The sequence below is a fragment of the Pseudomonas sp. SL4(2022) genome (assembly GCF_026625725.1).
GTDB lineage: Bacteria > Pseudomonadota > Gammaproteobacteria > Pseudomonadales > Pseudomonadaceae > Aquipseudomonas.
The window spans coordinates 2552472-2577817 of sequence record NZ_CP113060.1 but is presented as its reverse complement, the minus strand read 5'-3'; the positions used below and the strand labels follow the sequence as shown (position 1 = coordinate 2577817).

General features: G+C 61.1%; 22 protein-coding genes and 1 pseudogene. 12 read left to right on the top strand and 11 right to left on the bottom strand.

Annotation, left to right across the window (positions count from 1 at the left end; genetic code table 11):
* Window positions 1-46 precede the first annotated feature (46 nt).
* The 5 genes from miaB (at window position 47) to lnt (ending at window position 5449) form a co-directional block, all read left to right on the top strand.
* Window positions 47-1390 (top strand): tRNA (N6-isopentenyl adenosine(37)-C2)-methylthiotransferase MiaB, encoded by a 1344-nt coding sequence (miaB, locus tag OU997_RS12145; RefSeq protein WP_108486962.1) that lies wholly within the window; start codon window positions 47-49, stop codon window positions 1388-1390.
* Between the two features lie 88 nt (window positions 1391-1478).
* Complete coding sequence (locus OU997_RS12140) at window positions 1479-2483, top strand: PhoH family protein (RefSeq protein WP_267806798.1); 1005 nt, start codon at window positions 1479-1481, stop codon at window positions 2481-2483.
* On the top strand, window positions 2476-2934 hold the full coding sequence (gene ybeY, locus OU997_RS12135) for an rRNA maturation RNase YbeY (protein WP_108486960.1): 459 nt from the start codon (window positions 2476-2478) through the stop codon (window positions 2932-2934). Before OU997_RS12140 ends, ybeY begins: the two co-directional genes overlap by 8 nt.
* Window positions 2935-2988: 54 nt before the next feature.
* Window positions 2989-3828 carry an HlyC/CorC family transporter gene (locus OU997_RS12130; protein WP_267806796.1) on the top strand — a complete coding sequence of 280 codons (840 nt, stop codon included), beginning with the start codon at window positions 2989-2991 and terminating at the stop codon, window positions 3826-3828.
* 100 nt (window positions 3829-3928) lie between these two features.
* Window positions 3929-5449, top strand: a complete 1521-nt coding sequence (lnt, locus tag OU997_RS12125; protein WP_108486958.1) for an apolipoprotein N-acyltransferase — start codon at window positions 3929-3931, stop codon at window positions 5447-5449.
* Between the two features lie 195 nt (window positions 5450-5644).
* On the opposite strand, the gene OU997_RS12120 is transcribed toward lnt, so the two are convergent.
* Genes OU997_RS12120 through OU997_RS12110 form a run of 3 tightly spaced genes read right to left on the bottom strand, consistent with a single transcriptional unit; the run spans window position 5645 to window position 7964 of the window.
* A complete protein-coding gene (locus tag OU997_RS12120) occupies window positions 5645-6550 on the bottom strand; it encodes a biotin-dependent carboxyltransferase family protein (RefSeq protein ID WP_267806793.1) in 906 nt (301 codons plus the stop codon).
* Window positions 6547-7224: a 5-oxoprolinase subunit PxpB gene (gene pxpB / locus OU997_RS12115; RefSeq protein WP_267806792.1), complete on the bottom strand. Its 678-nt coding sequence runs from the start codon at window positions 7222-7224 to the stop codon at window positions 6547-6549. The genes OU997_RS12120 and pxpB overlap by 4 nt, the downstream gene beginning before the upstream one ends.
* Entirely contained in the window at window positions 7221-7964 is a 744-nt protein-coding gene (locus OU997_RS12110) for a 5-oxoprolinase subunit PxpA (protein ID WP_267806790.1), read from the bottom strand. The genes pxpB and OU997_RS12110 overlap by 4 nt, the downstream gene beginning before the upstream one ends.
* 196 nt (window positions 7965-8160) lie before the next feature.
* On the opposite strand from OU997_RS12110, the gene OU997_RS12105 reads away from it, so the two are divergent.
* The 4 genes from OU997_RS12105 to OU997_RS12090 all read left to right on the top strand — a co-directional run bounded on the left by OU997_RS12105 (window position 8161) and on the right by OU997_RS12090 (window position 11814).
* On the top strand, window positions 8161-8760 hold the full coding sequence (locus OU997_RS12105; RefSeq protein ID WP_108486954.1) for a PepSY-associated TM helix domain-containing protein: 600 nt from the start codon (window positions 8161-8163) through the stop codon (window positions 8758-8760).
* A gap of 10 nt (window positions 8761-8770) precedes the next feature.
* Complete coding sequence (locus OU997_RS12100) at window positions 8771-9283, top strand: DUF2271 domain-containing protein (protein ID WP_108486953.1); 513 nt, start codon at window positions 8771-8773, stop codon at window positions 9281-9283.
* A 40-nt stretch (window positions 9284-9323) separates the two neighbouring features.
* A complete protein-coding gene (locus OU997_RS12095; RefSeq protein WP_267806789.1) occupies window positions 9324-10199 on the top strand; it encodes a DUF4198 domain-containing protein in 876 nt (291 codons plus the stop codon).
* A gap of 64 nt (window positions 10200-10263) precedes the next feature.
* On the top strand, window positions 10264-11814 hold the full coding sequence (locus OU997_RS12090) for a sulfite reductase subunit alpha (protein WP_267806788.1): 1551 nt from the start codon (window positions 10264-10266) through the stop codon (window positions 11812-11814).
* A gap of 333 nt (window positions 11815-12147) precedes the next feature.
* Here OU997_RS12090 and OU997_RS12085 read toward each other — a convergent pair whose 3' ends face one another.
* The 4 genes from OU997_RS12085 to OU997_RS12070 form a co-directional block, all read right to left on the bottom strand.
* Window positions 12148-14418, bottom strand: a complete 2271-nt coding sequence (locus OU997_RS12085; RefSeq protein WP_108486982.1) for a TonB-dependent receptor — start codon at window positions 14416-14418, stop codon at window positions 12148-12150.
* Window positions 14419-14531: 113 nt separating this feature from the next.
* Window positions 14532-15626, bottom strand: a complete 1095-nt coding sequence (locus OU997_RS12080; protein WP_267806787.1) for an alpha-hydroxy acid oxidase — start codon at window positions 15624-15626, stop codon at window positions 14532-14534.
* A 5-nt stretch (window positions 15627-15631) separates the two neighbouring features.
* A complete protein-coding gene (locus OU997_RS12075) occupies window positions 15632-16312 on the bottom strand; it encodes a Fe2+-dependent dioxygenase (protein ID WP_267806786.1) in 681 nt (226 codons plus the stop codon).
* A gap of 193 nt (window positions 16313-16505) precedes the next feature.
* A complete protein-coding gene (locus OU997_RS12070; protein ID WP_267806785.1) occupies window positions 16506-17669 on the bottom strand; it encodes a type III PLP-dependent enzyme in 1164 nt (387 codons plus the stop codon).
* A gap of 484 nt (window positions 17670-18153) precedes the next feature.
* Between OU997_RS12070 and OU997_RS12065 the strand changes: the two genes are divergently transcribed.
* Complete coding sequence (locus OU997_RS12065; protein WP_108486948.1) at window positions 18154-19737, top strand: peptide chain release factor 3; 1584 nt, start codon at window positions 18154-18156, stop codon at window positions 19735-19737.
* 83 nt (window positions 19738-19820) lie between these two features.
* Window positions 19821-20621, top strand: a complete 801-nt coding sequence (locus OU997_RS12060; protein WP_267806784.1) for a TatD family hydrolase — start codon at window positions 19821-19823, stop codon at window positions 20619-20621.
* Between the two features lie 110 nt (window positions 20622-20731).
* Here OU997_RS12060 and OU997_RS21020 read toward each other — a convergent pair whose 3' ends face one another.
* Together OU997_RS21020 and OU997_RS21015 are read right to left on the bottom strand one after the other, a co-directional pair.
* Window positions 20732-21436 (bottom strand): methyl-accepting chemotaxis protein, encoded by a 705-nt coding sequence (locus OU997_RS21020; RefSeq protein WP_371920634.1) that lies wholly within the window; start codon window positions 21434-21436, stop codon window positions 20732-20734.
* A 153-nt stretch (window positions 21437-21589) separates the two neighbouring features.
* Window positions 21590-21793, bottom strand: a pseudogene (locus OU997_RS21015) (HAMP domain-containing protein); the annotation flags it as partial.
* A gap of 1201 nt (window positions 21794-22994) precedes the next feature.
* Between OU997_RS21015 and OU997_RS12050 the strand changes: the two are divergent.
* A complete protein-coding gene (locus OU997_RS12050; RefSeq protein WP_108486946.1) occupies window positions 22995-23885 on the top strand; it encodes an ROK family protein in 891 nt (296 codons plus the stop codon).
* Here the strand turns inward: OU997_RS12050 and ampE are convergent.
* Both ampE and ampD read right to left on the bottom strand, forming a co-directional pair.
* Window positions 23878-24714 (bottom strand): regulatory signaling modulator protein AmpE, encoded by an 837-nt coding sequence (gene ampE / locus OU997_RS12045; RefSeq protein WP_267806783.1) that lies wholly within the window; start codon window positions 24712-24714, stop codon window positions 23878-23880. The genes OU997_RS12050 and ampE overlap by 8 nt on opposite strands.
* The gene (ampD, locus tag OU997_RS12040) at window positions 24711-25274 is read right to left on the bottom strand and encodes a 1,6-anhydro-N-acetylmuramyl-L-alanine amidase AmpD (protein WP_108486944.1); all 564 of its coding nucleotides are present in this window, start codon (window positions 25272-25274) and stop codon (window positions 24711-24713) included. The genes ampE and ampD overlap by 4 nt, the downstream gene beginning before the upstream one ends.
* Window positions 25275-25346: the final 72 nt, after the last annotated feature.

The window sequence follows — 25346 nt, the reverse complement described above, 5'->3', positions numbered from 1 at the left end:
TCGCCCCCTATAATGCGCGGTTCTTCAACCCCCTTGTTGAGCACGCATGACCAAGAAGCTTTATATAGAAACCCACGGTTGCCAGATGAACGAGTACGACAGCTCGCGCATGATCGACCTGCTGGGTGAACATCAAGCCCTGGAAGTCACCGAACAGGCGGCAGATGCTGACATCATCCTGCTCAACACCTGTTCGATCCGCGAAAAAGCCCAGGACAAGGTGTTCTCGCAACTCGGCCGCTGGCAAAAGCTGAAGATTGCCAACCCCGACCTGGTGATCGGCGTTGGCGGCTGTGTGGCCAGCCAGGAAGGCGCGGCGATTCGTGATCGCGCACCCTACGTCGACGTGGTCTTCGGCCCGCAGACCCTGCACCGCCTGCCGGAAATGATCGACGCCGCGCGCAGCACCAAGATCGCTCAGGTGGATATCAGCTTCCCTGAAATCGAGAAGTTCGACCGCCTGCCCGAGCCGCGCGTGGATGGCCCAAGCGCTTATGTGTCGGTAATGGAAGGCTGCAGCAAGTACTGCACCTTTTGCGTGGTGCCCTATACCCGCGGTGAAGAAGTCAGCCGGCCGATGGCCGATGTACTGGCCGAGATCATTCACCTGGCCGAACACGGTGTGCGCGAAGTCACCCTGCTCGGGCAGAACGTCAACGGCTACCGCGGCGCAACTGCGAATGGGCAGATCGCCGACTTCGCCGAGCTGCTCTACGCCGTGGCCGCCATCGATGGTATTGACCGCATCCGCTACACCACCAGCCACCCGCTGGAGTTCTCCGACGCGCTGATCCAAGCCCACGCAGAGATCCCGGAGCTGGTGAAGTACCTGCACCTGCCCGTGCAATCAGGCTCTGACCGCATTCTCGCGGCCATGAAGCGCAATCACACGGTGCTGGAATACAAGTCACGCATCCGCAAACTGAAAGCCGCCGTGCCGGACATCCTGATCAGCTCGGACTTTATCGTCGGCTTCCCCGGTGAAACCGAGAAAGACTTCGAGCAGACCCTGAAGCTGGTCGAGGATGTCGGTTTCGACTTCTGCTACTCCTTCGTCTACAGCGCGCGCCCCGGCACCCCGGCGGCCGACCTGCCCGACGACACCCCGCTGGAGCTGAAAAAACAGCGCCTGGCACTGCTGCAACACCGCATCACCCAGCAGGGTTTCGAGAACAGCCGACGCATGGCTGGCACTGTGCAGCGCATCTTGGTCAACGATTACTCGAAGAAGGACCCCGGCATGCTCCAGGGGCGCACCGAGAGCAATCGCGTGGTCAACTTCCGCAGCGACAACCCACGCCTGATCGGCCAGTTTGTCGACGTGCATATCGACGAAGCCATGCCCAACTCGCTACGCGGTACGCTGATCAGCGAAACCGTCTGCGACTAAAGGTGCAGCGGCCTGAGCTTCCCCCTCGCGGCCGCTGGCGCTATTCTTCAGTCCACTACCCCAGCCGACTGGCGGCCATCACACGACCTTGAACGCGCCCATAGAACCGCTTCGCTTTATCCTTGAACCCTTTGAGGCCCGCCGCTTCGCCAACCTGTGCGGCCAATTTGATGAGCACCTGCGCCTGATTGAACAGCGCCTGGGCATCGAATTGCGCAATCGCGGCAACCAGTTCGAACTGGTCGGTACCGCAGGGCAGACCCGCGCCGCCGAGCAACTGCTGCGCCGCCTCTACCGCGAAACCCAAAGCACCGAACTGTCGCCTGACCTGGTGCACCTGTTCCTGCAGGAATCCGGTATCGAGGAGCTGAGCAACCCGACCGTCGAAGCCAGCGTCGCCCTGCGCACCCGCAAGGGCATGATTCGCCCACGCGGCGCCAATCAGCAGCGCTATGTCAAAGCCATCCTCGACCACGACATCAACTTCGGCATAGGCCCAGCCGGTACTGGCAAGACCTACCTGGCGGTGGCCTGCGCAGTGGACGCCCTGGAGCGCGAGCAGATTCGCCGCATCCTGCTGGTGCGCCCGGCGGTAGAGGCTGGCGAGAAGCTGGGCTTTTTGCCCGGCGACCTGTCGCAGAAGATCGACCCCTACCTGCGCCCCCTGTACGACGCGCTCTACGAGATGCTCGGCTTTGAGCAGGTGGCCAAGCTGATCGAGAAACAGGTGATTGAAGTCGCGCCGCTGGCCTATATGCGCGGCCGCACGCTGAACAACAGCTTTATCATCCTCGACGAAAGCCAGAACACCACGCTTGAGCAGATGAAGATGTTCCTCACCCGCATCGGCTTCGGCTCCACTGCGGTGATTACCGGCGATATCACTCAGGTCGACCTGCCGCGCGGCACCAAAAGTGGCCTGACCCACGTGATCGACGTGTTACGTGACGTCCCAGGCATCAGCTTTACCCACTTCAAGCCCAAGGACGTGGTGCGCCACCCGTTGGTGCAACGCATCGTTGAAGCCTACGAGCGCTACGACAGCCGCGCCCAGGGCATGCCAGACAATGGCCAGAGTGATCGCAATGCTTGAACTTGATCTGCAGATCGCCAGCGATGCCGCCACCCTGCCGAGCGAAGCGCAGTTCCGCGCCTGGTGCGAGATCGCCCTGCGCCTGCGCAGCGCTGACTCCGAACTGACCATTCGCCTGGTCGATGAAGCCGAGGGCCGCGAACTCAATCACACCTGGCGTCATAAAGATTACGCCACCAACGTGCTCTCCTTCCCTGCGGATGTACCGGACGAGTTTTTGGATATCCCGCTGCTGGGCGACCTGGTGATCTGCGTACCGGTGGTCGAGCGCGAAGCCCAGGAGCAAGCGAAAACCAGCGAAGCGCATTGGGCGCACCTGGTGATACACGGCTGTTTGCACCTGCTCGGCTATGACCATATCGAGGATGAGGAAGCCGAAGAGATGGAAGCGCTGGAACGAGAATTGCTGGCTGAGTTAGGGCATCCCGACCCTTACGCCGACCACGAATAAATGCCCCTCTACGCAAACCCAACTGAAATTACAAAAGGTTCCTGAGTAACCACCATGAGCGAAGACCGATCGAGCAACGAGCAGAAGTCCTGGTTTAACAGACTGACCCAGGCTTTTGCTCATGAGCCGAAAAACCGCAAGGAATTGCTGGAAGTGCTGCGCGAAGCGCACCAGAACAAGCTGCTCGACAGCGAAGCACTGGCCATCGTTGAAGGTGCAATTCAGGTCGCCGACCTGCAGGTTCGCGACATTATGGTGCCGCGCTCACAAATGATGAGCATCAAGGCCAATCAGTCGCCCAAGGAATTCCTGCCGGCGATCATCGAAGCGGCGCACTCGCGCTACCCGGTGGTGGGCGAAAGCCTCGACGATGTGGTCGGCATTCTCCTGGCCAAGGACCTGCTGCCGCTGATCCTCTCGGGCGAGCAGTCCAATTTCAATATCAAGGACCTGCTGCGACCGGCCACCTTTGTGCCCGAGTCCAAGCGCCTCAACGTGCTGCTGCGCGAATTCCGCGCCAACCACAACCACATGGCCGTGGTGATTGATGAGTACGGCGGCGTCGCTGGCCTGGTGACCATCGAGGACGTGCTTGAGCAGATCGTCGGCGATATCGAAGACGAGCACGACGTGGAAGAAGACAGCTACGTCAAACCACTGCCCTCCGGCGACTTCCTGGTCAAAGCGCTGACACCAATCGACAGCTTCAACGAAGTCTTCGACACCGCATTCTCCGACGATGAATTCGATACCGTCGGTGGTCTGGTGATGAGCGCCTTCGGCCACCTGCCCAAACGCAATGAAGTCACCGAGATCGGCGAGTTTCGTTTCCGCGTGCTCAACGCCGACAGCCGGCGCATTCATCTGCTGCGCCTGACGCCGATCAATAACTGATCCGCAGCCGGCCATCGGCAATGGTGGTCGGCGGGCGACACTTCCCCCGCCTGCGCCTGCGCTTTACCCTTGCGCCACCGCAATCCAAGGATCTGCACCCATGCATTGGATAACTCGACCTGGCTGGCCCGGCACCCTGCTCGCACTTGTAGCAGGGGCGATCACACCACTGGCGCTGGCGCCCTATGACCTGTGGCCGCTGGCGCTATTGTCCATTGCCCTGTTCTACCTCGGCCTGCGTGACCTCACGCCGCGTCAGGCAGCTCTGCGCGGCTGGAGTTATGGCTTTGGCCTGTTCGCCGCAGGCACCAGCTGGGTGTATGTGAGCATTCACGATTACGGCGCCGCCTCGCCCGCACTGGCGCTGCTGCTAACCCTGCTGTTCGTGGCCGGGCTGGGATTGTTTTTTGCGCTCGGCGCATGGGTATGGGCACGCTGGCTGCGTCGAGTAGAAGCCCCGCTGGCCGACGCCCTGGCGTTTGCCGCGCTATGGCTGGCACAAGAGGCTTTTCGCGGCTGGTTTCTCACCGGTTTCCCCTGGCTTTATGCCGGTTACAGCCAACTCGACGGCCCGCTGTCCGGATTAGCGCCAGTGGGCGGTGTCTGGCTGCTGTCATTCAGCCTGGCCCTGAGCGCCGCCCTGCTGGTCAACCTGGCGCAGCTGCGGGCGCGCAAGGCGTTTCTCGCCATCGGTGTTGTGCTGTTAGTCGCGCCATGGATTGCCGGCCTGACGCTCAAGGGCCACGCCTGGACCCAGCCGCTGAGCGAGCCGCTGAACGTTGCCGCCATGCAAGGCAATATCGAACAGAACCTGAAGTGGGACCCCGAGCAGCTCAACGCCCAGCTCGCGCTATACCGCGACATGACCTTCAGTGCCAAGCCAACCGACCTGATCATCTGGCCGGAAACCGCCATCCCGGTGCTCAAGGACCGCGCTCAGGGTTACCTGGGCGTGATCAATCGCTTCGCCAACGAGCGCAATGCCGCGCTGATCACCGGCGTGCCGATTCGCCAGAGCAACGAGCGTGGCGAGCAGCGCTACTACAACGGCATCAGCGTGGTCGGCCAGGGCAGCGGCGATTACCTCAAGCAGAAGCTGGTGCCCTTCGGTGAGTACGTGCCACTGCAAGACCTGCTGCGCGGACTGATTGCGTTCTTTGACCTGCCCATGTCCGACTTCGCCCGCGGCTCCGCCGAGCAGGGCTTGTTGCAAGCCAAAGGTCACGCCTTGGCTTCGCTGATCTGCTACGAAGTGGTCTACCCCGAGTTCGCCGCCAGCCTGGCAGCGCAGAGTGACCTGCTGCTGACCATCAGCAACGACACCTGGTTCGGCCGCTCCATCGGCCCGCTGCAGCACCTGCAGATGGCGCAGATGCGCGCCCTGGAAGCCGGCCGCTGGATGATCCGCGCAACCAACAATGGCGTCACCGCACTGATCGACCCGCAAGGCCAGATCACCACGCAACTGCCGCAGTTCGAGCAGGCGGTGCTCTACGGCCAGGTGCAACCGATGCAGGGCCTCACGCCTTACCTCTACTGGCGCGGCTGGCCGATGCTGATCATCTGCCTGGGGCTATTTGCCTGGGCGCTGCTGGCCAGCCGTATGGCCAAAACCCTGTAGAGACACGCGCAACACACCCACTCGTAGGGTGGGTTAGGCGCATAACCGCAGACTACAAGCTGCCGCTAGCCCGTTGCGCCGCAACCCACCAGGCGGTTGAAAGATCGACTACCGCTTGGTGGGTTACGCAGCGCTCAAGTCCGCATAGGCCTGCACATCGTGGCCATGCGCGACTAACCCACGCTACAAAAGCGCCTATAAGCGACGAAAAAATCGGTAAAACTCACGCAATTCAGCCTGGGCGTCGCCGATGCTGACCGGGGTGAACCGCAGTGGATGGTGCGCCGGGCATTGCGCCAGACGACCTTGATCGAGCGGATGCAGCCAACCGAGCAACGGGTAACCGCCCATGCTCTGGTGATCGGCCTGCAGGATGATTGGCTGCCCATCCGGCGGCACCTGAATCGCCCCACGACCAACCCCCAATGACCACTGCCGCACGGGCGGCTGCACAGCCTCGCCAAGCAGCCGCGCGCCCATGCGATCGGAGTGCGGGCTGAGCTGCCAGGTCTGGGCGAAAAAGCCCTGTAACTGGTCTTCCTCGAAACTCGCCGCATCGCCGCCGGTAATCACCCGCAGCAAGGGTTTGCAGTGGTAATTCGGCAGATAGGGCCAGGGCACGCTGGCCGCGAGAGTAAAATGCGCGGGGCGACAAGCCAGCAGATCCCCCGCCTGCAAGGCCCGGCCCAGCCCCTCGCGCAGCTGCACGCTGACGCTACCCAGCAGCGCCGCCGCAATAAAGCCGCCAGCCACCGCCAGATAGGCACGCTGGCCGCTGCGGGCAAAGCCCAGACGCAGCCGTTGCCCTTTGCGCAGCGGCAAACGCGTCCACAGCGGCTGCGGCTGATCATCCAGACTTAGCGGCACCTGCGCGCCGCACACCGCCACCCAGGTGTCGACCTCAGCCTGCAACTCGACGCCGCCCAGGGCGATCTCCAGCAGCGGCGTGCCCCAGGGGTTGTTCAGCAGATGATTGGCCCAGGCCGCACCATGCCAATCCAGCGGTCCGGCGGGCGATACGCCCACGTGTTGCCAGCCGCGCCGCCCGGCATCCTGCAGCAGGCTCTGCGGCCCAGGTTTGAGCACCCGCAGGCCGCTCATAACTGACCACCTTCGCCAATAAAGTCACGCTCATCAATGCTGCGAAAGCGCACCTGATCACCCAGCGCCAGCGGGCATGGCGGCGTTCGCCCAGCATCGAACAGCGCCCAGGGGCAGCGACCGATCAGGTGCCAGCCGCCGGGCGAATTGTGTGGGTAGATCGCCGTCTGCCGCTCGGCAATTGCCAGGCTACCGGCCGGCACAGCGATGCGCGGGGTGGCGCGGCGCGGCAATGCAAGGCGCGCATCCAGCTTACCGAGGTAGGCAAAGCCTGGGGCAAAACCAATCGCGCCAACGCGGTACTCGGTCGCCGCATGCAACTCGATCACCTGAGAGACAGTGAGCTGACACAGGCGCGCGACCTCGACGAGGTCTTCACCGTTATACAAGATAGGGATTTGATGCAGCCGCCCGGCCTGCGCGACAAAAGGCTCGGCCAACCAGCGCTCCAGCAGCGGCTTGAGCCGCTCGGCCAGTTGCAGGTGATCGGTACGCAGCAGGTCATAGTGCAACAGCAGGCTGGTCCAGCCCGGCACCAGGTCGGTGAGGTCCTCGTCCAGCTCGCTACGGATGCGCTCGGCCAGCAGGGCGATACGCTGCGGCAGCCGCGCCTCCGGCTGTTCGGCCAGCACCAGCAGCAGCGCTTCGGCACCGGCCGGTTCGAGGCGAATCATAGAGCGTCCAGGCTGGCCCGCAAGCGCCGCAGCACAGCCAGGGAGTCGGCGTTATCGCCATGTACACAGAGGCTGTCGGCGCGCAGCTGCAGCGGCTTGCCATCGATATCGGCAAACGGCTCGCCTTGGGCAATCGCCAGGGCCTGCTGAAAAATCCGTTGAGGATCATGGTGCACCGCGCCGCTCAAGCGCCGTGGCGCCAACTGCCCGTCGGCCAGGTAGGCGCGGTCGGCAAAGGCCTCGAACATCAACGGCACCTCCGCAGCATCAGCCAGGCGCAGTTCGCGGCTGTTGTCGGCCAGCGCCAGCACCATCAGCGGCAAGCCTTTGCGGTAACTGGCGCAAGCCTCAAGCACCGCATTGAACAGCGCATCATCGCGCACCAGATCGTTGTACAGCGCACCATGCGGTTTGACGTAGGCCAGCTGAGTGCCGGCTGCGCGACAGAAGGCATCCAGTGCGCCGAGCTGATACAGCACCAGCGCAGTGACCTCCTCGGGCGAGCAGGCGATATGCCGCCGGCCAAACCCGAGCAGATCCGGATAGGCCGGGTGCGCGCCAACGCTCACCCCATGCTCTACCGCCAGGGCGACGGTGCGTTGCATGGTCAGCGGGTCGGACGCATGAAAGCCGCAGGCCAGGTTGGCCTGATCAATCAGCGGCATGGCATGCACGTCATCGCCCATGCGCCACACGCCGAAGCTTTCACCCATGTCGCAGTTCAGCAGGATTGTTTTCATGCCATCAGCTTAGTGGCGCATTGCCGTGACGGGAAGCCCGCAACGCAGTTCGCGCCGTCATAGGGCAGACCTGATGCCAGGCCGATACGCAACACCTCAATAGGAATGTATATTGTTTGTAAATAATCCTGCTTAGCATTAAAAATTCACTACAATCGCCCTCCCACACACCCACACCTACTGACACGTCGCGTCTATGCCTCATTCCTTCTGGCTCGGCACCCTGCGCCAATGGCACTGGATCAGCTCCGCCTTGTGCCTGGCCGGCATGCTGCTGTTTGCCGTCACGGGCATCACCCTCAACCATGCCACGCAGATCGAAGCAAAACCCCAGGTGATCAGCCATCAGGCGCAATTGCCCGAGGCGCTGCAGGCCGCGCTACAAGACAAACAGCCAAGCCAGGGCCTGCCGCTGAATCTGCGCCAGTGGCTGGAAGCCGAACTGGCAATTCGTCTGGATGGCCGTGACGCCGAATGGTCGGATGGTGAGCTGTATATCGGTTTACCGCGCCCCGGTGGCGATGCCTGGCTGAGCCTGGATATCGAATCCGGCGCACTGGAGTTCGAGTCCACCGATCGCGGCTGGATCGCCTACCTGAATGACCTGCACAAGGGCCGCAACACTGGCACCGCGTGGGCCTGGTTTATCGACGTATTTGCCGTGCTCTGTGTGGTGTTCAGCCTCAGCGGCCTGCTGTTGCTGCAACGCTACGCCGGTAACCGCCCCAGCACCTGGCCGATGCTCGGCCTGGGCCTGGTGCTCCCCGTTCTGCTGGCGCTGTTGTTTATTCACTAAGGACATTGTTATGCCAAAACGCTTGCTATTGCCCCTGTGCGCCCTGTTAAGCGCGCCCGTTCTGGCTGCCGAGTTGCAGCTTGACGTGGAAATCCCACGCCTGCAGGTGGCCGAGTACCACCGCCCCTATGTGGCCATCTGGCTGGAGCAACCGGACCAGACGCATGTCGCCAACCTGGCGGTGTGGTACGACCAGAAGCTCAAGGACAAGGAAGGCGAAAAGTGGCTCAAGGACCTGCGCCAGTGGTGGCGCCGCAGCGGCCGCAGCCTGGAGATGCCCGTTGATGGCGTCAGCGGCGCAACCCGTGCGGTGGGCAAACAGAGCCTGAGTTTCAGCAGCGCCGCGGCCCCCTTCAAGCAGTTACCCGCGGGTGAATACCGCGTGGTGGTGGAAGCCGCCCGTGAAGTGGGCGGCCGCGAACTGCTGCGCCTGCCGTTCACCTGGCCACCCAAGCAAGCCGCCAACCACAGCGCCCAGGGCAGCAGCGAGCTGGGTCAGATCACCCTGCAACTGACGCCTTGAACCTCAGTCCCTTGAATCACTGCCCTTAAGGAAGACCGCCATGCACCCACTCGTAAAATGGACCGCCCTGACCCTGGCCATCTGCCTGCCGCTGTCCGCCCAGGCCCACCGCGCCTGGATGCTGCCGTCGGCCACCGTACTGTCCGGTGAAGACCCGTGGGTCACCGTCGATGCCGCCGTGTCCAATGACCTGTTCTATTTCGAACACTTCCCGCTGCGCATTCAGGGCATCGGCAACCTCGACAACGCCCCCGCTGGCGGCCCACCCGGCATGCGTCCGCGTCCGGCCGCCGTGCTGCAACTGTTCGCCCCGGATGGCAGCGCCGCCAAAGCCGAGAACGGCAACATTGGCCGTTACCGCAGCACCTTCGACCTGCACCTGACTCAGAAAGGCACCTACAAACTGGCCATCGCCAACAGCGGCCTGTTCGCCAGCTGGAAAGAAGGCCAGGAAAACAAACGTTGGATGGGCAAGGCCGAGGACTTCGCCAAGCAGGTACCGGCCAATGCCGCCGAGTTGAAAGTGGCACAGAACAACAGTCGCATGGAAGTCTTCGTCACCTCCGGCAACCCGACCACTACGGTTCTGAAAACTACCGGCGTGGGCCTTGAGCTGGCACCGATTACCCACCCCAACGACCTGTTCGCCGGTGAAGCCGCCGAATTCACTCTGCTGCTCGATGGCAAGCCGGCCGCTGGTGTTGAAGTCAGCGTGATCCCCGGCGGTAACCGTTACCGCGACGAGTTGGGTGAAATCAAAACCACCAGCGACGCCAACGGCAAGATCAGCATCACCTGGCCGAACGCCGGCATGTACTGGCTGGAAGCCGAGCTGAGCAGCAAGGAAGGCGTCATTGCCCCCGCCACCGAGCGCCGCGCCGCCTACAGCGCAACTCTGGAAGTGCTGGCGCCCTAATGCCCGCCCGAACGCTGTCGCCACCCGGCGGCAGCGCTTTCCAACTCTTGGCTGACGACTCGACTTGATCACCGCCCCGCGACTTCACGCCCTGTGCCACTGGCCCCTGCCAACCTGCCTGCTCCTGGCCGGCCTGTTGTTCTGGCTGCAACCGGCGCGCGAACTCAGCGCGGGACTGATCAGCGCCACCTATCTCGCCCTGTGCCTGCACTATTGCTGGCCACAGCGGCGCATTCCATCCGGCCAAACCGGCGAACTGCTGATTGCCTACGCCAGCCAAGGCGGCCAGGCACAGGCACTGGCCGAACGCAGCTGCGCGCAATTGCGCGATAGCGGCATGCCAGCGCGCTGCATCGCCCTTAACCAACTCGGTGACGCTCAACTGGCGTCCCTCGAGCGCCTGCTATTGGTGGTCAGCACCTACGGCGACGGTGAAGCACCGGATAACGCCGCACGTTTTGAGCGCAGCCTGCTTGAGCAGGCTTCACTGCCACAATTGCACTTCGCCATCCTGGCCCTGGGCGACAGCAGCTACCCGCAGTTCTGCGCCTTCGGCCAACGCCTGCAGCTGCGCCTGCAAGCGCTCAAGGCGCAACCGCTGTTCGACCTGTTGTGTGTCGACAACCTTGATGCCGGCACCCTGCGCCACTGGCAGCAACAACTTGGTCACCTCAGCGGCAACAGCGATTTTGTCGACTGGCAGCCCGCACACTACCGCCCTTGGCAACTGGAGCAACGCCTCTGCCTCAACCCCGGCAACATCGGCGCACCAATCTTCCAACTGCGCCTGAGCAGCCAAGAGGACGTCACTTGGCGGGCCGGCGATATTGTCGAAGTCGGCCCTCGGCATGCACCGCAGCGCATCAATGCGTGCCTGCAGCAACTCGGCCTTGATCCACAACAGCACTTACCTGATGGCCAGTTGCTGCGCGATGCCCTGAGCCAACGCCACCTGCCCACAACCCGGCCGGATCAACAGAGCATGGCGCAGTGGCTTGCCGAACTGACACCCCTTCCACACCGTGAATACTCGATTGCCTCGTGCCGCAGCAGCGGCAACCTTGACCTGCTGGTACGCCTGCAGCACCAGGCTGACGGCAGCCCCGGACTCGGCTCCGGCTGGCTGTGTCAGCATGCCGAAATTGGCCGCCAGATCGACCTGCGCATCCGCCGCAACCCCGGCTTCCAGGGCCCTGACGCCACGACGCCGCTGATTCTGATTGGCAGCGGCAGCGGCCTTGCCGGCCTGCGCGCGCACCTGCAGGAACGCGCAGCCAATCCACACTCACGCAACTGGCTGCTGTTTGGCGAGCGCCAGGCCGCCCACGACGCCCTGCTGATCGACGAGCTACGCGCCTGGCAGCACAGCGGCCACCTCGAACGCCTCGACCTCACCTATTCGCGCGACGGCCATCCGCAGCGCTATGTACAGGACGCCCTGTGCGATGCCGCCAGCACCTTGCACGCCTGGCTGGCCGACGGCGCCGCCCTCTACCTCTGTGGCAGCCTCGACGGCATGGGCCGCGATGTCGACACCTGCCTGCGTCAACTGCTGGGGGATGAACAGGTGGACCAGCTAAGCCAGAGCGGTCGTTATCGGCGTGATCTGTACTGAAGACAATTGATCGTTCCTCAGTTACCACACACCTCTACAGGCGAAACAGACCGACCTGAACGCTATTGATCAAGCCGCGACGCCAGGGCTTAGCTGCCCCCATCGCCGCACACCGCTGACAAACGGCCACGAACCCTTCGCTCATGCCCAGTGCTGGCAGACTGCTGACCACAGGCCAAACAAACCAGGCAGCACAAGCAATCGGGCAACGTCCGGATGCGCCGCACACCCGCCAGACAAAACAAAACCCCGGTCACTGCTGGCAGTGACCGGGGTTTGCTTTAACTCATTACCACCGTCGCATCGCGTGCGGCGGTGGGTTAGCGTCGCCACTCAGAAGGAGTAGGTCGCCGACAGCACTGCAGAACGTGCAGCACCGTACTCAATGGCCGAAGAACGCGCCGTGGTGGTGCCAGCACCCGCCGTAGTGCCCACTTGCGTTCTCACGCTCTCAACATATTCCTTATCAAACAGGTTGTTGAGGTTGAGTTGCAGATCAAGCTCTTTGTTGACCTTGTAGCCAACCATGGCGTTATGCAGCCAATAGGCATCCAGTTTCACACCGTCATTGGAGGCAGTGAGGTTGCGCTCACTGACATAACGCGCGCCGTAACCCACACGCCAGCCGGCCGGCAGGTCATAGGTAGTCCACAGATTGAGCGAGCGAGGCGGGGTGTTGGCCAACGCCTGACCTTCACGGGCGATACCTGCAGCCGTGTCAGCCGCCTCCAGGGTCTCGCTGTCCAGGAAGGTGTAGTTGGCGTAGACATTCCACTGATCAGTGACACGTCCGGTTGCGCCCAGCTCAAAGCCCTGAACGCGCTGCTTGCCTGCCAGCTGGGTACTGCCATCAACCATGGTTTCGCGGGCATTGCTCTTTTCCACACGGAACAGCGCTGCATCCAGGCCCAGACGGCTATCGAGGAACTCCCACTTGGTGCCCAACTCCCAGGTTTTGTTCTTCTCAGGCTCAAGATCCTGAGTCGCTGCAGACAGGCCGGCACCGCTGGTCGCCAGGTTCTCGGCGGATGGGTTGAAGGAGTCGCCATAGGCCACGTAGATACGCCCATTCTCTGCCGGCTTATAGGTCAGCCCCGCACGCTTGCTCAGATGCTCATCGCTTGAGTTGAAGGACGTCCGGGCATTGGTCGCCAGGGTGTGATCATCGGCATCGCCATCCACCCAGTCGTAACGCAGGCCGAGACTCAGGTCCCAGTAGTCGTTCAGTGCGATGGTGTCGAACGCGTACAGCGCGCGGTCGAGCAGGCGCGTCTCGGTCTTCGCGCTATCAGCCTTATTGGTCGGACCATTCCAACGACCGGGTGGGTTACTCAGGTCATAACCGCTGTCCGGAAACACCAAGTTATAGGCGTAGGTAGTACGGTCATAGGTCTCACGCGACAATTCCACACCGCTGACCAGCGTGTGGGCCAGGCCAAGGGTCTCGAAGTTGGCGGTCAGGTTGGTCTGATTGATCAGCATTTTGCTGGTGACATCACGACCATAGGCCTGTGGACCTGCGGGCAGGTATTTGCCGGCCGCCAGCACTGGACCAACACCCGTTGTCGTTGAACGCCGACGCTCAAGGTTGACATGAGCCGCCGAGACGACCGTGTCACGGTGGATTTCCGAATAGCGGGTCAGATTCTGCAAGCGCAGACTGTCGTTAATGTCATGCTCAAGTTTGACCGTGAAGGCATCGCTCTCGATTTCTTCCTTGTCCAGATTGCGCCAGCCAAAGAAGCTTTCACGGTCCACACCCGCCAGGCGCTTGCCATTGATTGCCGGCACGCCGTAATCAGGCAGGTTGTCGTCCGTTTGGTGGAAGTAACTCAGGGTCAGACGTGTCGATTCGCTCAGACCCAAGAGCAGCGACGGTGCAATACCCCAGCGCTGGCGATCCACATCATCACGGCCAGGCACATCATTCTCATGGGCCATCAGGTTGAGGCGCACGGCGCTGCCGGTGCCCACGCCATCCAGGGTCTGGTTGGTATCCAGAGTCAGGCGGTGATAGTTGTCAGTACCCAGGCTGGCACCGATCTCGGTGAAGTCACGCTGAAGCGGCTGCTTGCTGGCCTGGTTGATGCTGCCACCCGTTGTGCCGGAACCACCGAATACCGAGTTGGGGCCCTTGATGACTTCAACAGCTTCGATATTGAAGGTGTCGGTGCGGTTGTTCTGCGAGCTGTCGCGCAGGCCGTCGATCTGCATGTTGGCGTTGGCGCTGAAGCCACGGATGTTGATGCTGTCGCCCGAGCCACCACCGCCCTCACCGGCGTTGAAGGTGATGCCAGAAACGTTGGCCAGCACTTCTTTCATGCTCAGGGCTTTCTGCTCTTTAAGCAGAGCCTGAGGCACCACGGTGATGGTCTGCGGGGTGTCGAGCAAGGGTACGGCGTACTTGGCCGAGGCTGAACTTTCGGTTTTGTAATCGTCGGCCTGCTGGCCCTTGACCGTTACGCTGCCCAGCTCGACTGGTGTTTTGGCCTTTTGCGGAGCCTGCTCAGCCGCCATGCCAGCCCCTGCCCACGAAGCCACGGCCAGGCCGATGGCTGTAGCCAGAAGACGACGCTGTGGCAGGCTGCCCGCTTTTGTACCCATACCCATGAGAACCATCCCCAAAATTGAACGAGGCGTGATTCTATTTGATAATTATTATCAGGCAATAGGTATTTACACTTTTATTCGTGTTTAGTTCCCGGGCCTGCAACGCTTTACCGGATGCATGCGCCTGTGATGCTGGCCAAATCAGGACAGCCCGTCAGCGCCATGGCCACCTCCAACTCGGCCCGCAGCAGTTGCACCACATGCGCCACCCCGCTGGCCCCAGCAGTAGCCAACCCGTAGACATAAGGCCGCCCGACCAGTACCGCATCAGCCCCCAGGGCTAGGGCCTTGAACACATCCGTTCCACGACGGATACCACCATCTAACAGCAGTGGCACCCGCCCTTGCACTGCGGCGGCAACTTCCGCCAGCACCTCGATGCTCGCCGGCTGGCCGTCGAGCGTACGCCCGCCATGGTTAGAGACAATTAGACCGTCGATACCCTCAGCCACCGCGCGCTGCGCATCCTCGGCAGTCATCACGCCTTTGAGCAGAATTGGCAAGCGCGTCAATGAGCGCAGCCATTGCACATCCGCCCAGCCAGGTGCAGCCGCAAGCAATGCACCACCGAGCAGAAGACCACCACTGGGCGGCGCTCCCTCATGCAACGGCTGCATGCCGCGCAGATTGACGGCTTCAATCCCCCCCGGCAAAGAAAAGCCCGCGCGCTGTTCACGGTTGCGCATGCCATTCACCGGCGCATCCACCGTCAGCACCAGCGCTTGATAACCCGCGGCTTCGGCGCGCCTGACCAACGCCTCGGTAAACGCTCGATCAGGCTGGATATACAGCTGAAACCACAGTGGGCTATGCGCTTGCTCGGCCACCGCCTCAAGGGCCACGCTGGCCTGGGTGCTCAGCACCATGCCCGCCTGCACGGCCGACGCGGCCAACACCGTCGCCAACTCACCGTCAGCATGCGCCAACTGCTGATACGCCACCGGGGCGAGGAAAATCGGATGAGCAAAGGCCTGGCCGAACAACTGCAGATGGGTGTTACCACCACTGAGGTCGGCCAGCACCCGCGTACGCAGACGAATACGCTGAAACGCTGCCTGATTCTCCGCCAGGGTCAGTTCATCAGCCGCCCCGCCCGCGATGTAGGCCCAGGCTTGTGCGCTCATGCGCTCACGGGCCAGGGGTTCGTAGTCCGCCACAGCCGCGAGACTCGGCGGGATCTGCGTCAGTTTTGGCAACGGCATGCCGGTCATGTGTTGGCCCACTGGCGCAGCAGGTTGTGATAAACCCCAGTCAAACGCGCCAGCTCGGCCGATTCGGGCACGTCAAGGGTGAGCGCCTGTATCGCACGATCCAGCTCCAGCAACAGACCGCGCTGAGTGTCATCACGAACCAGGCTCTGAATCCAGAAGAACGCCGCATAGCGCGTGCCACGGGTTACCGGGTTGACGCGGTGCAGGCTGCTGCCGGGATACAGCACCAGATGTCCGGCTGGCAACTTGACGCTGTGGCTGCCGTAACTGTCCTCGACCACCAGCTCACCGCCCTCGTACTCATCCGGCTCACTGAAAAACAGCGTGGCCGACAGGTCGCTGCGCACCCGATGCAGCGTACCCGGCACACTGAAAATCGCATTATCGATATGGTTGCCGTACGTACCGCCGTCGGTGTACCGATTGAAGCGCGGCGGCAACACCTTCAGCGGCAAGGCGGCCGAGACAAACGGCGGATGGTTGCCCAGACGCTGCACAATAAAGTCGCCAATCTGCACCGCTAAAGGATCATCCTGGGCCAGTTGCTGATTGGCCTTGGCCTTCACGGCCTGATGACCGGCGGTCAAGCGACCGTCCTGCCAACTGGCAAGCTCAAAGGCCTGACGGCACTCACGCACCTGCTCGGGCGTCAGCACATCGGCAATGCTCAACATCATGACTGGGTTCCCCTGAAACCTGACCGCACACTTAATTGCAAATGATTCTAAATAGCCAGACGCGACTATGACAGCGCCTTTTAGTCGCTTCATTGACCCAGGCCAATGGTTGCAACACAAATATCCACGCCAGAAACGAGCAAGGCGCTCATAAACATGAGCGCCTTGCTGGACAGCCGAACCGCTGCAGAGCTTACAGGTAGAACGACTTCAAGGGTGGGAAGCCATTGAACTCCACGGCGCTGTAGCTGGTGGTGTAGGCACCGGTGGACAGCCAGTACAGGCGGTCACCAATCGACAGGTTGAGCGGCAGGCCGTACTTGTAGTTCTCGTACATGATATCGGCGCTGTCGCAGGTCGGTCCGGCGATCACCACCTCCTCCACCTCCCCCTTCTTCTCGGTCCAGATCGGGAACTTGATCGACTCGTCCATGGTTTCGATCAGGCCACTGAACTTGCCCACATCCACGTACACCCAGCGCTCCACAGCCGTGCGCGACTTGCGCGCCACCAGCACCACCTCGCTGACCAGAATGCCGGCGTTGGCGATCAGCGAACGGCCCGGCTCGAGGATGATTTCCGGCAGGTCATCACCGAAGTCTTCCTTGAGGAAACGAATGATCTCTTCCGCGTAGGTTTCCAGGCTGTTGGTGCGGGTGATGTAGTTGGCCGGGAAGCCGCCGCCCATGTTGATCAGCTTGAGTTCGATGCCGTCTTCTTCTTTCAGGCGCTCGAAGATCACCTTGACCTTGGCAATCGCGGCGTCCCACACCGAGATATCGCGCTGCTGCGAACCGACGTGGAAAGAGATGCCGTAGGGCACCAGGCCCAGATCACGGGCGAGGATCAGCAGGTCCATGGCCATGTCGGTCTGGCAACCGAATTTGCGCGACAGCGGCCAATCGGCGGTGGTCGAGCCTTCGGTGAGGATGCGCACATAGACTTTCGCGCCCGGCGCGGCCTTGGCGATGTTGCGCAGGTCGGCTTCCGAATCGGTGGCATACAGACGCACGCCCTTCTCGAAGAAGTAGCGAATGTCCTTGGATTTCTTGATGGTGTTGCCGTAACTGATGCGATCAGGCGTTACGCCTCGGCTCAGCACTTTATCCAGCTCATAGATCGAGGCGATGTCGAAGCTGGAGCCTTTGTCCTTGAGCAGGTCGATGATCTCGACCGCCGGGTTGGCCTTGACCGCGTAGTACACCTTGGCGAACTCAAACCCGGCGCGCAGGTCGTCGTAGGCCTGGCTGATGATCGACGTGTCGATCAGCACGAACGGGGTTTCCTGGGTATCAGCGAAGGCTTTCATGCGCTGAAAAGTGGCGGGTGCGTAATAGTCTTCGACCTTGATCGACATGCGGGGACTCCAGTGGGCAGAACCAGTTAAAACACATTCAGCGGGTGAGCACTGCAACACAATTGCTCACCCACCATCAGGGAGACCTGGCGGCCAGTCCGCACAGGCAGAACGTCTGATCAGTTTCCCCACTTTGGTTCGCCTACTTCCCAAGGCATGTCGCCGAGGATTGTCTGTATAGAGAACAACCTCTCGTCGTCAGTACTTGAGCCGGATGGATCGTTGCCAGCATGGACGTTCGGGCGCGAACTTTAGGGCCACAGGAAGCCGAGATCAATCAAAAAATGCCGTAGTTTTGACCCCCTTTGTCGCCTTATTGATTGAACGTTTTATATTCAAAACAAACCGTTATGGAATGCTGCACAAGCCACGCAAAAACTCCGCTTTGCACCCCTGACTACAGGTCGCCGCGCGGGCCGACGTTTACCGTTATAATCGCCGCCTTTTTTGACAGACCGACTCTTCAGTCGACGGATTCCGCACAATGACCCTCCAGGCCACCGAAGTCGGCAAACGCCGCACATTCGCGATCATCTCCCACCCCGACGCCGGTAAAACCACCATTACCGAAAAGCTCTTGTTGATGGGCAAGGCGATTGCCGTGGCCGGCACGGTGAAGTCGCGTAAATCCGACCGCCATGCCACGTCCGACTGGATGGAAATGGAGAAACAGCGCGGGATCTCGATCACCACCTCGGTGATGCAGTTCCCGTATCGCGAGCACATGATCAACCTGCTCGACACCCCCGGCCACGAAGACTTCTCGGAAGACACCTACCGCACCCTGACCGCAGTGGACAGCGCCCTGATGGTGCTCGACGGCGGTAAAGGCGTTGAGCCACGCACCATCGCCCTGATGGACGTGTGCCGGCTGCGCGACACGCCGATTGTCAGCTTCGTCAACAAACTCGACCGTGATATCCGCGACCCGATTGAACTGCTCGACGAAATCGAAGCGGTCCTCAAGATCAAAGCCGCGCCGATCACCTGGCCGATTGGCTGCTACAAGGACTTCAAAGGCGTCTACCACCTGGCAGGCGACTACATCATCGTCTACACCCCCGGCCACGGTCACGAGCGCACCGAAACAAAAATCATCGAAAAACTCGACTCGGATGAAGCGCGCGCTCACCTGGGGGATGAATACGATCGGTTCCTTGAGCAGTTGGAACTGGTTCAGGGTGCCTGCCATGAATTCGACCAAGACGAATTCATGAACGGCCAACTGACCCCGGTGTTCTTCGGCACCGCGCTGGGCAATTTCGGCGTCGACCATGTGCTCGACGCAGTGGTCGACTGGGCACCCAAGCCGTTGCCACGGGCGGCTCATGAGCGCACGGTGGAGCCGGTGGAAGAGAAGTTCTCCGGCTTCGTGTTCAAGATCCAGGCGAACATGGACCCCAAGCACCGCGACCGTATCGCCTTTATGCGCATCTGCTCGGGCAAGTACAGCCAGGGCATGAAAATGCGCCATGTGCGCACCGGCAAAGATGTGCGCATCGGTGACGCCCTGACTTTCTTCTCCAGCGAGCGGGAAATGCTGGTGGAGGCCTTTGCCGGCGACATCATCGGCCTGCACAACCACGGCACCATCCAGATCGGCGACACCTTCACAGAGGGTGAAGCGCTGGGCTTCACCGGTATTCCGCACTTCGCCCCGGAACTGTTCCGCCGTGTACGCCTGAAAGACCCGCTGAAATCCAAGCAACTGCGCCAGGGTCTGCAACAGCTGGCGGAGGAAGGCGCAACTCAGGTGTTCTTCCCCGAGCGCAGCAACGACATCATCCTTGGTGCGGTCGGTGTGCTGCAGTTCGACGTGGTCGCCAGCCGCCTGAAAGAAGAATACAAGGTCGAATGCGCCTACGAGCCCATCACCGTATGGTCAGCGCGCTGGATCGACTGCAGCGACAAGAAAAAACTTGAGGAATTTTCCAACAAGGCCGTGGAAAACCTCGCCCTGGATGGCGGCGGCCACCTCACCTACCTGGCCCCGACACGGGTCAACCTGAGCCTGATGGAAGAGCGCTGGCCGGACATCAAATTCCGCGCCACCCGCGAGCATCACTAAGATATCGCCGCCTCTGTAGAAGCTTGCTTGCTGGCGCCAGCAAGCTGGCCCACACACGCAACCCGGCGGCGTATGATGTGACCATGCGCCTGATCGACACCCACACCCACCTGGACTTCCCCGACTTCGATGCTGATCGCGGTGAGCTGCTGGCCCGTTGCCGCCAGCTTGGCGTCGAGCGACTGGTGGTGCTGGGTGTGCATCAGGCCAACTGGCAGCGGGTGTGGGATCTGGTGCACGCCGAAGACAGCCTCTACGCGGCGTTTGGCCTGCACCCGGCTTACCTGGATGAACACCGCACCGCACACCTGAATGAGCTGAGTGAGTGGCTGACCCGCTGCGCCGATCAGCCCAAGTTCTGTGCAGTGGGCGAGATCGGCCTGGACTACTTTCTCGAACAGCTTGATCGCGAGCGGCAGCAACAGCTGTTCGAGGCGCAGCTCAAACTCGCCATCGAATTCGAGCGGCCCGCACTGCTGCATGTGCGCCGCGCTCATGCGGCGACCATCGCCACACTCAAACGCTTAAAGCCCGCCCGTGGCGGCATCATTCATGCCTTTGCCGGCAGCACTGAAGAAGCCCGCGAATACCTCAAGCTCGGTTTCAGACTCGGCCTGGGCGGCGCACCCACCTGGTCACAGGCACTGCGGCTGCGCAAGGTGGTGGCGCAACTGCCACTGGAGGCCATCGTGCTGGAAACCGACTCGCCCGACATGGCGCCCGCCATGTACCCCAACCAGCGCAATAGCCCGGAATATCTGCCGGACATTTGCACGGCCCTGGCCGAACTACGCGGCATTAGCGCGGATGAACTGGCCAGCGCCAGCAGCCGCAACGCAGCCGAGTTATTTGGTTGGAACATTGATGCTACACGCATGGAATGATGCAATTCGGTCACAACACGCAACCGCCCCAACATCACCAAGACGCAGCAAAAGGCGATTGCAAGCCCAAAAAAGCCCGCCAATGGCGGGCTTTGCCGGACAGCCGCTGATCAGACGCGGAACGCACCAATCAGCTGCTTCAGGCGCGCCACCAGCACGGAAAGCTCACGACTGGCCTGCTCAGTCTGGCTGGCACCTTCGGCGGTACGCTCACCGGCCTGGCTGATCTCGACGATGTTCTGGTCGATATCCTGCGCGACGGCTGTCTGCTCTTCGGCGGCGGTAGCGATCTGCTGGTTCTGATCGACGATCATGCCCACCGCACCGAGGATATTCTCCAGCGCCTGCTGCACCTTGCCTGATTCATTGACGGTGTTGTCCGCCATCTGATGACTGGTGCTCATCGCCTTGACAGCCGCGCCGACACCACTTTGCAGCTTGGCGATCATCGATTCGATTTCTTCAGTGGACTGCTGCGTACGCTTGGCCAGGTTACGCACTTCGTCGGCCACCACGGCAAAACCGCGCCCCTGTTCGCCGGCACGCGCGGCCTCAATGGCGGCGTTGAGCGCGAGCAGGTTGGTCTGTTCGGCGATGCCCTTGATCACGTCCAGCACCTGGCTGATCGACGCACTATCACTGGCCAGCTTGTTGATCACCACCACCGACTGATCGATCTCCCCTGCCAGACGCTGGATACTGCCCACCTGGGACTCAACCAGCGCACGACCGCTGACCGTTTCATCATTCACACTCTGCGCGCTACCCACTGCGGCCGCGGCACTGCTGGCAACTTCCTGGGCGGTAGCTGACATTTGATTCATCGCCGTGGCGATGAGGTCGATCTGCCCGCGCTGACCAGCCACTGCCTGGTTACTTTCACCAGAGACCTGCTGCACGCGCTCTGCCTGACGCTCAACCTCGGCCACAGTCAGCCCCACGCGCTCAATCAGCTGATGGATCTTACCCACCGTTTCATTGAACACCTGGCCAAGCTCACCCAGTTCGTCCTGACTCTGCGCCTTGAAGCTGACAGTCATATCGCCCGCAGCCACCTGAGTCATCACCTGGCCAAGCGCTTTCAGCGTGGTGCGAATCGACACATAGAAGCCGCTATAGAGATAAACGATCAGCAGGAATACCACCACGAGCGCCGACACCAGCAACACCATCTGCGCTCGGTTATCGATCAGTCGTACTTCCAGCTGTTTATCGAGGAACTGCAGCACCGCGGTGTTGAGCTGATAGGTATGCTCCATGGCCGCGCTGACATCGCTGTAATACTGTGCCCAAGGCGTATCCAGCGAGTCAGCCACCACGACCTTGTCTTCGAAGAACACTGCACTGGTTTTCAGGCTCTCCAGGCTGCTGGCGGCCTGATCAGCCAGCACAGCGCGCGCCTGAGCACTGCTGTTAAGCGAAGACTGCAGCGTCAGAGCGTATTCGCCGTGCAACTTTTCCAGTTCCAGCAGCAACTCATCAAAGGCAGTGCTGGCAGATGAGTTAAGGAACCCCTGAGCCAGCGAGTAAGCACCAATTGCCCGCCCCTCGCTCAGGGACGCCGTGACTTTCGGGGTTTCAACTGTAACCAGTTCGACCATCTGCCTTACGTCGCCATCGCGGTCCTGACTGAGGCCCGCCTGGCTGGCGACAAGCTTGATAAACACCTGGGAAGATCCCAGCAGTTTTTCCGCCAGAACAATCTTGCCGCTCAAGGACGTCTCATCCTGAACCGCGGCCAGTTCAGCAATCAGCGCATCACGCTTGCTATTGAACTCTTCGATCTGCTCTGCCTCGTGCACCACTGCAGCCAGGCCTTGCAATTCATCACCAATTTCAGCCTGCAGCTTGCTCAGGCGCACTTCTAGGTCGCCCGCCTGGCCGGATTGACCGATCATGGCGTTGATTTCAACAAGGTCCACAAAATCTTCAAGGTTACGCCGCAGCGCCAAGCTCTCACCGAGCAAATCAATGCTCTCGATGGCCGCTTGAGTACTGATGAACTGCCGGTAGGAGTCTCGTACCAGATAGAAGTTGGTGACCAGCATGGGCAGAAAGAACAGAACACTGATCAGACTGAACTTAGTGCCGAAGCTGAGGCGATTCATTAGCGCGATGGCCGGATACAACACGGTCTTCACAGGACGTCTCCAGTTCTAATTATTGTCGTGTCAGGCTACATAGTGGCCGCGCAGAATGGCAAATGGCGGCGTGCATGTCCCTGGCTGCTCGACCTACGGCACATGGATCAACACGCTTAATACAGGCAGATTAGCGTGATCAATGTCACAAATTTATGGCCGAACAGGGGCTCCATGTATACCTCTTATCGACCTCAACCTGTGTAACTTAAGGTTAATGATGCGCACATCAATGAAGCTGGGTATTGATCTGGGTGGCAGCAAAATCGAGATCATTGCCCTTCAAAAGGGTCAGCAAGTACTGCGACGCCGAGCACCGACCCCACAGGGGGACTATCTAAAAACGCTCAGTCTGATTGTCAGCCTAGTTGAAGATTGCGAGCGCGACCTGGGCCAGCAGGGCAGCCTGGGGGTCGGTATCCCCGGCACTCGATCGCCCGATCATGGACGCATCAAGAATGCCAATTCACAGTGCCTGATTGGCGAGGATCTGCAGGCCGATCTTGAGCAGCGCTTACAGCGCCCGGTCCGGCTGGCCAATGACGCCGACTGCTTTACCCTTTCCGAAGCCTGCGACGGCGCAGGCGAGGCTGCTGCAAGCGTTTTCGGGGTTATTCTGGGAACAGGCGTCGGGGGTGGATTAGCCCTGAACAAGCAACTGCTAGGCGGCCCGAATGCGATTACCGGTGAGTGGGGCCACAACCCCCTGCCCTGGCGCCGCGCCGAGGACGGCCCGGTACGGCGCTGCTATTGCGGCCAGGATGACTGCATCGAAACCTTTCTCAGCGGCCCAGGCTGGGCCACACGCAGCGACCTGGGTCTTGAAGCCAGCGCGATTGTGCTTGCCGCACGAAGTGGCAATGCGGCCGCGCAACAAGCGCTGAACCGCTACTGCGATCAGCTGGCGCGCGGCCTGGCGTCAGTGATCAACCTGATCGATCCATATGCCATTGTGCTGGGCGGCGGCCTGTCCAATACGGCCGAGCTGTATCAGCAAGTCCTGCCATTGCTGCCACGCTACGTGTTTTCCGACCAGGTCAACACACGCCTGTTGCAGGCCCGCCATGGCGACTCCAGCGGGGTACGCGGGGCCGCCTGGTTGTGGAATGACGACCTCAGATAAGCAACGTCCAGGCAGCAAAAACCGCATACCACAGCACTGCGGCCCTTACCAATAGCTGCCACAGACCGTCCAGCGTGCTGACGCCAGCCTCACCGATCACGGGCTCCGGCGTTTCGCCAGCCGCCCGCGCAGTGATGATCACCAACTGAGCCGCACCAATGTCCCAACTGAGCAGCTCGTGCAGCAGGGTGCGGCTGACACCGGCAAAGTTGCCCACCAGAGCAAAACTGGCCGCCAGCACCCGCACCGGCAACCAGTCAAAACCATGGCGGATCTGTACGGCGGCTTCACGCAAGGCGGGCTGAGTCGCCTGCTCACTGCTCAGGGCTACCAGGCGGTAAGCCAGCGCCGCCAAAGGGCCGAGCAGCACATACCAGAAGATCACCGCAAAGAAACTCTGGTAGGCCTGCCACACCAGATGCCCTTGCACACGCTGCAACAACTCGCCCTCGTCATCGGCCTCCAGCGCCAGGTCACGCCGAGCCACCAGATAAGCCGCTTCAGCATCACCCCGCCGCCAGCTGTCGCGAAACGGCCCCAGTGCTGCCAGCAAATCGCCGCGGCCCAGGCTGTAGATCACCACTAACAGATGCAGCGGGAAGGCCAGCCAACCGTAAGCCACTGCCTCTAACATCATAAGTAACACACCCAACACCACCATCGGCAGCACCACCACTGCCGCCAGCGCCAACCAAGGCTGCGAGACCGTTAATGCATGGCGTTCCATGGCAGCCAGCAGCCGTAACCAGGGGCCGTCTTGTTGGATACGACTACGCCAGGCCGAAAATTTCTCGACCCATAACACCAGCAGCAACACCAGAAAATTCATATCAGCTCCTTGTCTTGTTGCAGGCCCGAGCGCAGCGTAGCCCAATCGAATGCCGGCCCGGGATCAGTCTTGCGCCCTGGAGCAATGTCGCTATGACCGCAGATCCGCTCCAGGGTGATGGCCGGGTAGGCCGCCTGCAGCTGCTGAGTCAGCTTAATCAGTGCAGCATACTGAACGGACGTGAACGGCAGATCATCTGTACCCTCCAGCTCTATGCCCAAGGAAAAATCATTACAGTTTTCCCGCTCAGCAAACCGCGACACCCCGGCATGCCAGGCACGCTCATTACAAGAGACAAACTGCGTAACCACGCCATCACGCTCAATAAAGAAATGCGCCGACACCTGCATGCTGGCAATGCTGGCGAAATAGGGGTGCTCATGCGCATCCAGGCGATTCTGAAAGAACGCCTGCACCTTACCCGTGCCGAACTGTGCGGGGGGCAGGCTGATATTGTGAATCACCAATAACGACACTTCATTCAGCGGACGCTGATTGAAATTGGGGGACGGGCAGTGCCGGACGCCGTCACACCACCCACTGGAAGGGTCCAGCTGCATACAAAGCTCCTTGAACAGGCCATCACTCTAGTGCAGCACCGCACCAAGGCCAAGGCCACTCCACAGCCACAC